Origin of the sequence: Vibrio makurazakiensis (assembly GCF_050337375.1) — a bacterium.
GTDB classification, from domain to species: Bacteria; Pseudomonadota; Gammaproteobacteria; order Enterobacterales; family Vibrionaceae; genus Vibrio; species Vibrio makurazakiensis.
The window spans coordinates 1-8,510 of record NZ_JAKJSW010000183.1; the positions used below are offsets into that span (position 1 = coordinate 1).

At 44.4% G+C, this 8,510-nt stretch carries 8 protein-coding genes and 1 pseudogene; all 9 read left to right on the forward strand.

The features are described 5' to 3' along the window. Window positions 1-1,449: arylsulfatase (locus L4C33_RS16945; protein WP_428813591.1), on the forward strand; the 1,449-nt coding region annotated here is incomplete at its 5' end. A 259-nt stretch (window positions 1,450-1,708) separates the two neighbouring features. After that, entirely contained in the window at window positions 1,709-3,013 is a 1,305-nt protein-coding gene (locus L4C33_RS16950) for an anaerobic sulfatase maturase (RefSeq protein ID WP_428813592.1), read from the forward strand. An 8-nt stretch (window positions 3,014-3,021) separates the two neighbouring features. Next, window positions 3,022-3,579 carry a hypothetical protein gene (locus L4C33_RS16955; protein WP_428813593.1) on the forward strand — a complete coding sequence of 186 codons (558 nt, stop codon included), beginning with the start codon at window positions 3,022-3,024 and terminating at the stop codon, window positions 3,577-3,579. Beyond that, complete coding sequence (locus L4C33_RS16960) at window positions 3,576-4,673, forward strand: tetratricopeptide repeat protein (RefSeq protein ID WP_428813594.1); 1,098 nt, start codon at window positions 3,576-3,578, stop codon at window positions 4,671-4,673. The genes L4C33_RS16955 and L4C33_RS16960 overlap by 4 nt, the downstream gene beginning before the upstream one ends. Window positions 4,674-4,705: 32 nt before the next feature. Then, window positions 4,706-5,689 (forward strand): AAA family ATPase, encoded by a 984-nt coding sequence (locus L4C33_RS16965; protein ID WP_428813595.1) that lies wholly within the window; start codon window positions 4,706-4,708, stop codon window positions 5,687-5,689. Window positions 5,690-5,698: 9 nt separating this feature from the next. Then, window positions 5,699-6,664, forward strand: a complete 966-nt coding sequence (locus L4C33_RS16970) for a DUF58 domain-containing protein (protein WP_428813596.1) — start codon at window positions 5,699-5,701, stop codon at window positions 6,662-6,664. After that, on the forward strand, window positions 6,651-7,154 hold the full coding sequence (locus tag L4C33_RS16975; protein ID WP_428813597.1) for a DUF4381 domain-containing protein: 504 nt from the start codon (window positions 6,651-6,653) through the stop codon (window positions 7,152-7,154). The genes L4C33_RS16970 and L4C33_RS16975 overlap by 14 nt, the downstream gene beginning before the upstream one ends. Beyond that, entirely contained in the window at window positions 7,151-8,191 is a 1,041-nt protein-coding gene (locus L4C33_RS16980) for a VWA domain-containing protein (RefSeq protein ID WP_428813598.1), read from the forward strand. Before L4C33_RS16975 ends, L4C33_RS16980 begins: the two co-directional genes overlap by 4 nt. Before the next feature lies 1 nt (window position 8,192). Then, a pseudogene (locus L4C33_RS16985) lies at window positions 8,193-8,510 on the forward strand (vWA domain-containing protein); the annotation flags it as partial.

Below are 8,510 nucleotides of genomic sequence, written 5' to 3' on the forward strand. Positions count from 1 at the left end.
GATAATATCAGTGCTTACACACGTGGACAGGCGGGTCACTGGACTCCAAATATCGACCGTATTGCAAACGAAGGCGTGTTATTCACAGACTTTTACGGTGAGAACTCGTGTACAGCAGGACGTTCAGCGTTTATCACAGGTCAGCACCCGATGCGTACGGGCTTAACCAAGGTTGGTATGCCTGGTGCGGCTGAAGGCATGCGTCATGAAGACCCAACTATCGCAACTATGCTTAAGCACAAAGGTTACATGACCGGCCAGTTCGGTAAAAACCATCTAGGTGACCGTGATGAGCACTTACCAACAGCGAATGGCTTCGATGAGTTCCTAGGCAGTTTGTATCACTTGAATGCAGAAGAAGAGCCGGAGCATCCTGATTACCCGAAAGCTCCAGGGTTTAAGAAACGTTTTGGCCCACGTGGTGTGATTCATTCATTTGCGGACGGACGTGTTGAAGATACTGGCGCACTTACCATTAAGCGAATGGAAACCGTGGATGAAGAGTTCCTAGAAGCAGCGTTAGATTTCATCGATCGCGCACATAAAGAGAAGAAGCCATTCTTTGTATGGTTTAACTCAACACGTATGCACGTTTGGACTCACTTAAAAGAAGAGTCGAAAGGTTTATCTAAGCGTGGTGGTTTATACGGAGACGGCCTAGTTGAGCATGATAATATGGTTGGTCAACTGCTTGATAAGCTAGACGAACTGAAAATCGCTGATAACACCATTGTGTCGTACACAACGGATAACGGCGCAGAGAAATGGTCTTGGCCTGATGGTGCGACATCTCGTTACTACGGCGAGAAAAACTCAACGTGGGAAGGTGGTTTCCGTGTTCCTGCAATGATGCGTTGGCCGAATAAGATCCCTGCGGGCTCTGTAGCGAATGAAATTGCCGCTCACAATGACTGGGCGCCAACATTCCTCGGCGCAGCGGGTGAGAAAAATATTATTGCTGACCTGAAAAAAGGTAAGAAGCTAAACGGTACAGACTACAAAGTTCACTTAGATGGCTTTGACTTAATGCCAGCGCTTAAGAAAGGCAATAACACGACGGCTGACAACTCGGTTGAATGGCCACGTAAGGGCTTTGTATACGCAGCGGATGATGGCCATATTTCAGCGGTTCGTATGGGTGACTGGAAAGTGATGTTCAGCGTGAACGAATGTCACGGCGTTGAAACATGGCAGTGTCAGTTCGAAGAGCTACGTTTCCCTTATATTTTCAACTTACGTCAAGACCCGTACGAAAATGCACATAAAGATGGTGTGGGTTACCAGCAATGGCGTGTTGAACACCTGCCATACATGTACTTAGGTGCGGCTTACACGTTCCAATTCTTACAGTCGTTCCAGGAGTTCCCACCACGTCAGGTACCAGGTTCGTTCTCTATCGACCAAATCGTTGAGAAGATGAATATTTGGCAGCGTGCTCAATATCAATAAGCTCGATTGAGCAACAAAGTACACACTACTTATTTGGGAATAAGTAAATCAAAGCGGACGTAATGTCCGCTTTTTCTGTTTGTGAAAAGAGTGCTGGATAGGGCTTAGCCATCAAAAAGGCGCTAAGCAGTAATACTACTGATTATTTCTACTGGGTGTTTATCAATAATGTGCGCAAAGCGATGAACGAACACTATTCATCTCCGTACTTAGGGAAGCAGTAAGCACAGTGATAGTGAGCAACCAGAGAGTAAACATTATGAAACCATCAGCTCAACGAAACATTGAAATGTTGCCAAAAAATGCTCCAGCACAACGCATGAATATTATGACCAAGCCAATTGGCTCTTCTTGTAATATTGATTGCACTTACTGCTACTACCTAAGCAAAGAAGAGCTTTTAGGGCACGAACGCGGCTGCGCGACTCGCATGAGCGAAGAAATGCTTGATACGTACATCAAAACGTACATTGAACAGCAGAACTACCCAGAAATTGTTTTTCATTGGCAAGGGGGTGAGCCAACGCTACTTGGTGTGAACTTTTTCCGTGACGTAGTTCGTCTACAGAAAAAATACTGTCCGAAAGGCGTCACCATTGAGAATAACCTGCAGACTAACGGTACATTACTGACCGACGAATGGGGTAAGTTCTTAAGCAAAAACAATTTCTTGGTCGGTCTAAGTATTGATGGTCCAGAGATGATTCATAATGCGTATCGCACCAACCGCTCTGGCCGTGGCACTTTCAAACAAACTATGAAAGGCGTCGAGATCCTTCATAAGTATAACGTGAATTTTGCGACGTTAACCTGCGTGAATAACCTTACAGGTGCTAACCCTCTAGCAGTATATCGCTTCCTAAGAGATGTGATTCGATCTCCTCAAATGCAGTTCATTCCAATCGTAGAGCCTAAGTCTTTTCGCGACACCGCTCCGCAAAAATGGCCAGAGTCCGAAATCCTTTTTCAAGGTATGCCAGAAACTGAACCAAACCACCCTAACTCAGTGGTGGAGTCTTGGTGTGTCTCTCCATCTCAATGGGGAACATTCCTGTGCACCATCTTTGATGAGTGGTTAGAAAATGACATTGGTAAGGTGAACGTACCTTATTTTGAGTCTTGCATAGAAACGTGGATGGGGCGTGTAAACCCGCTTTGTACGCTGGCTCCAATGTGTGGCAAAGGTTTGGCGATTGAACACAATGGCGACGTCTTTGCCTGCGATCACTATGTGTACCCTGAATACACGCTCGGTAACATCACGGACAGTTCGCTTGAAGACATGCAGTTTTCGAAAGGCCAGGAAGAATTTGGTCGTGCAAAAGAGTCAACCTTACCTAAACAGTGCCGAGAATGCCCTTACCAGTTTGCTTGCTTTGGCGAATGCCCTAAAAACCGTTTCCTAAAAGCTCTCGATGGTGAAGCAGGGTTGAATTACCTGTGTGCTGGCTGGAAACAATTCTTCTCTCATATTGACCCTTATATTTCGATGGTCGTGGCGACAATGGGCTACCCGATCCATAAAGGGATTAACGCTGACGCTATGAAAATCAATTTCAAATAGGAGTCATCATGAAAAAACTAAACCGAGCATTACAAACGGCTTCTGTGTTTTTCGCTACCACATTGTTGTTGGCTTCTTCTGTTATGGCGTCACCGAACAGCGAGGTAGAGGTGGATCGTTTGTTCAAAACTGAATCTGTTGATGCGGTTATTTCCATGGCCTTTGAGACTAAGAGCTCACGATATACAGAGTTTGCTCAGTTATTCAATTTGTGCCAAAAGCGCCCTAATGACGAGCGCTGTGGTGACGAATATAAAGGTAAACGCACACGTTACGAGGTGGCTAAGTCAAATTACGGTGCGCTGCTTATGGTCAATGCGCCTGAATTTCGCACTCTTCCTATGCCAGAGGTAAACCACCCTGAATTCGTAAACTCGTTAAAAGTACTAGGCTACTTGAAATCAGATTTAGACAATGTGAGTAAAGAGCAGGCATTGTTCGCACTGAACCAGTGGTTGGTGATGAATGACTTTGAAATGACGTCTGACGTTTTCCTTATGCATGCCTTGTTGGTAAGAGCACAAGAGTTATCGCAACTGCTAGAAATGGAAAGGAACAAAGCATGATTCGACCAATGAAAACATCATTTTTTGGCGAGTCTTCGTCTTCTAACCAATTATTGCCTTCGGGCAAGCAACTTAGGTCGACAATTCGCATTTTTATCAATTTATCAGTGATGTTCAGCGCTGTTACGTTGAGCAGCTCCTGTTTTGCTTTGGAACAGCAGGAACGTGCGAATTTAGTACAATCATCTACAGTACAAGCCGATTCGCTGGTCGAACAACAAGAGTCTGTTCTGGCTGAATATTCACAAAATGAAGCACTTCCGCTAGATCAGCGAGTGGCGTCTACTGTCGCTCTAGGTTCGTATTATGGCCCTAATGCCATTATTGCTGTGGCGAGAGCGTCGCGTTCTCAATATTACGAAATGCGTATCGCGGCGATTCAAGCGGCAGGAAAATGGCAAGGCAGAGCTAAGTGGGATGTTGTATCACCACTGTTAAGTGATTCGTCGGCACCTGTAAAAGCAGAAGCAGTTCGGACTTTAATTGTATTGTGGCCTGAGTTGTCTCAGTCGCATGTTGAGGTTTTAGAACCCTCGGTTAGTGAACACCTTGAGAACCTACCGTTTGATGTGGAAGGGGATTTAGAGCGAGCTTGGTTCTATCGAATTCAGAACAAATCGCAGTTGATTGAACCTTTTTATGCAGAAATCAGTAAGAAGTATCACGATCCGCGTATTTCTATTGTTCATGCTGAGTACCTAAAAGATACCCAGCAACATGCCCGTGCCATCACTTTTCTCGAACAAAGTYTAGAGTCATTCCCTGAGAATCCTGCACTCCATTATAGCCTGGCGTTGGCCTACCACCGCCAAAATGAAACAGCCAAAGTGAAAGCGCATTTGAAACGGGCTTATGAATCTGCGCCATCCAACGTTATATACGGATATTCCTAYGCAACTGTACTTAGGGAATCGAACACACATGATGCAGCAAAAATATATGAACGTATTTATGGGTACCAGCCGGAACCAGAATACTTGTACGCCCTATGTGATACGCAATTGAGTATCGGGGAAAACGCTGAAGTTTGCTTAGATGAGTTGAAGAAGGTTGCGCCAGCAGCAGTCGTTACTGATCTCGAAAGTCGTTACTAATTGCTTAACGTTGACGTTATAAGGTGAGCCTAATGTCTACTCATATTAATTCCTCGATAACAGAGCTGATTGGTCAAGTTAACCAATCTATCATTGGCCAAGAGCATGTCACTAAGTCAATGCTCATTGCATTGTTAACGGGCGGTCACATATTGCTGGAAGGGCTGCCCGGCACAGCCAAAACACGTGCAGCAAAAACGTTAGCAGACATCCTAAAGTTGGGTTTCGGACGAGTTCAATTTACTCCCGATTTACTTCCTGCCGACGTGACTGGAACACAAGTGTACCATCAAGAAACATCGACCTTGTCGTTCCAACCGGGTCCTATCTTTCATTCGATGGTGCTTGCTGACGAAATCAATAGGGCTCCGGCTAAAGTGCAAGCAGCATTGCTAGAAGCGATGGCAGAAGGAACCGTCACTGTGAGTGGTGAGACAAGGCCGCTACCGGAACCATTTTTAGTGATCGCAACGCAAAACCCGATAGAGCAAGAAGGTACATACCCATTGCCAGAAGCACAGATGGATCGATTCATTATGAAAGTGACCGTGGACTATCCGGATGCTGATTCTGAAATGAATATTATCGACTTAGTTCGTCAAGAAGAGATGGGTGATATTCAAAAAGTAGATTCACAACCCACGGCATCTTTATGTGCGATTGAAAGTATGAATCTAGGTAAGGAAGAGGTAAAGCGCGTTCATACTTCAGAACCGTTAAAGAAATACATTGTTGATCTGGTGATGGCGACGCGTTTCCCACATTTGTATCCTAATTCGAAGCTCGATAATTGGATAGACGTTGGTGTTAGCCCTAGAGCTTCGATTGCACTCGATAAATGCAGTCGTGCCCATGCTTGGATTGAAGGTAGGGACTATGTAACACCTGACGATGTAAGGAGTGTCGTCCATTCAGTGTTAGGTCATAGAATTACACCGACCTTTGAAGCTTTGTCTGATTCCGTAAGCCAAAACAAGATTGTTGACGAGCTGTTACTTAGTGTTCCTTTAACGTAGGGGGAGCTAATGAATACGAACTTAGATCCTAGAGTGGTCACGCCCTTTGAATCGCTAATGGCTATGAAGATGAAATCGAAAGGGTTTCGTCTGCCTCCGACATCGAAAATTATCAGCAAACTCTCGGGTACACGTTTGTCCAAATATCGTGGTCGAGGGCTTAATTTTGAAGAGTTTCGCCATTACCAAATGGGTGATGACATTCGAAGCATTGATTGGCAAGTCACGCAACGTACGGGTGACCCTCATGTTCGTGTTTATAGTGAAGAGAGAGATCTTTCGGTCGTCCTGTTTATTGACCAGCGAACGTCAATGTTCTTTTCTTCGGTAGACACGATGAAGTCGGTGGTAGCAGCTCATATCGCTGCTTGTTGTGCATGGAAAATAACTAGTGACAGCGATCGAGTAGGGGCGCTCATTTTTAATGATGAAGGGATGAGTTGGTACAAGCCTCAGCGCAACCCTGCCCATGTTTCTAGAATATTGCGCACTTTGACTAAAGCCAACGAAGACTTATCGCATGCTAATTGCTCTCAAATAAGTCACTCTCAGCCTTTCTCCAATTTGCAGTCTGGATTCAGTAAAGGGTTGAATAAACTAACTAAGTTGAAGTTAAAGGGAAGTTTAGTTGTCATGATCAGCGACTTCGCTGGTGTGAATGAGCAAGATATCAACGCCATCAAATGGTTAAAAAGGCATAACGATGTTCTGGGGGTTGCTATCAATGACCCGATGGAACTTGACCTTAGCTTTCGACAATCAATGCATATTAGTGATGGTCATTCTCAGCTGCCTGTAGGGCCAGAATTGAACTCAAAATTAGCATCGTATAATCAATCTACACGAAGTGATCGTAGCCAAGTCCACTCTATGATACGAGCTGGTGGTGTAGGTGTCATTGAGCTTGATACATCTGGAAACCATCTTCATCAGTTTCTTGAACAAGTGAGCGGGAAGCCTTATGTCTCGAAATAATATTCTATTGAATGACCTTATTGAGCCTTCAATTCCTGCTGGCGTTAGTTGGCTACCCGAGACTGTCGGGTGGAAGTGCTTAGCCATTATTATTTCGTGCACTCTATTTTGGATACTACTCAAAGCACTAAATCAGTTTAGAGCCAGCGCATACCGACGTACGGCGATTCGCGCGTTGAAACTCACTACACAGCAGCTGAACAGTAACTCACATGTGCATGGAGAGTTTAGACGATGGAATAGTGTGGTAAAGCATGTGGCGTGTTTCGCGTACCCGAATTCGAAAGTGGCTGAATTAAGTGGTCTAGATTGGGTACTGTTTTTGAAAGAGACATCATGCGCCAAGCATATCGACGAAACTTTATTGAGTAAGTGGCAAAGCGAGTTGTATCAACCAAGCCTAACTTGCTGTTGGAGTGAGTCAGATATTCAACAGGTGAAAGAAACATGCATTAGATGGGTTGCAACGCATGACAGGAAGCAAAAATGATTGAATTCGAATACGTTTGGGTTTTATTTTTACTTCCTATTCCGGTTTTAATTTACTGCTTGTCTCCTAGCTATTACACCAAACAAATCGCCGTTAAAGTCCCGTTTTTTCAGGCCCTTATTGATAGCCTTAATTTGAATGTTAGTAATGGGGCAACCACATTAAAGGCTAAACCTTGGCAGAGGTTATCACTGACCTCTGGGTGGCTATTGTTGATTCTTGCTGCGGCTAAACCAATGTGGTTAGGACCTGAAGAAACAAGGGACTTATCGGGACGTGATATGTTGATCATTGTTGATCTCTCTGGCTCGATGGCGACAGAAGACTTCACCGACAGTGATAGGGTTGATATTAGTCGTATTGACGCATCAAAAGCAGTACTAACGGATTTTAGTCAGCAGCGAAAAGGTGACCGATTAGGGTTAATAGTGTTTGGTGAAGCGGCGTATCTACAGTCACCATTTACAGCAGACCACAGTGCTTGGCTTACGTTACTTAACGAATCACAGCCAGGTATGGCAGGCCCAAGTACACACTTAGGTGATGCTATTGGTCTGGGTATCAAAACATTTATTAATGAAAAGCAGACACTGGCACCTAAAGACAAAGCGCAGCGCAGCCATCCTGATAAACAGAAAGTCATGGTTGTACTGACAGATGGTAACGACACCGACAGTTTAGTTCCGCCAATTGATGCAGCGAGAGTCGCTGCCGCGTACGGAATTAAAATTCATGTTGTAGCAATGGGAAGCCCGAATACTGCAGGTGAACAAGCGATTGAAATGGAAGTGATAGACAAAATAGCCAATATTACTGGAGGAGAAAGCTTTTTAGCTATGTCACCAAGTCAGCTGAGTGATATTTATGAAGTCATTAACCAGATTGAACCTATCGTATTTGAAAGCTATACGTTTCGAAATAAAGAAAGTTTCCATTATCTACCCATATTGATTGCTCTTTTCCATCAACTTATTTTCATGGCGTTCAGCTCTTATTGGAACTGGAAGAAGCAAGTCGTCATTCAAAGGGGCGATTAGTATGGCAGCACAAATGGTAGAAAACTTTCATTTTATACGTCCTCTATGGCTACTTATTACATTACCGTTTATTGGGTTGCTTTACCTTAATTGGCGGGCTCAAACCAAGAAAACTAAGTGGCTTAATCACATACCTAAGCACTTGTTCAATGCGTTACGTGTCGGGCAGGCTCTATGGAAAAACCATTTACCGATTAAGCTCTTGTCGGTGATCGGTATTACAGCCATCGTGATTTTATCTGGCCCTAGTTGGTATCGTCAGGCCTCCCCATTTGGCGAGGATCAGTCGCCTTTAGTTGTTGTGTTAGATGTATCAGAG

Bases quoted from the DNA above. Each gene is read 5' to 3' on its own strand.
- L4C33_RS16965 (WP_428813595.1), top strand. From the start codon at position 4,706: ATGTCTACTCATATTAATTCCTCGATAACAGAGCTGATTGGTCAAGTT.
- L4C33_RS16955 (WP_428813593.1), top strand. From the start codon at position 3,022: ATGAAAAAACTAAACCGAGCATTACAAACGGCTTCTGTGTTTTTCGCT.
- L4C33_RS16980 (WP_428813598.1), top strand. From the start codon at position 7,151: ATGATTGAATTCGAATACGTTTGGGTTTTATTTTTACTTCCTATTCCG.
- L4C33_RS16970 (WP_428813596.1), top strand. From the start codon at position 5,699: ATGAATACGAACTTAGATCCTAGAGTGGTCACGCCCTTTGAATCGCTA.
- L4C33_RS16975 (WP_428813597.1), top strand. From the start codon at position 6,651: ATGTCTCGAAATAATATTCTATTGAATGACCTTATTGAGCCTTCAATT.
- L4C33_RS16950 (WP_428813592.1), top strand. From the start codon at position 1,709: ATGAAACCATCAGCTCAACGAAACATTGAAATGTTGCCAAAAAATGCT.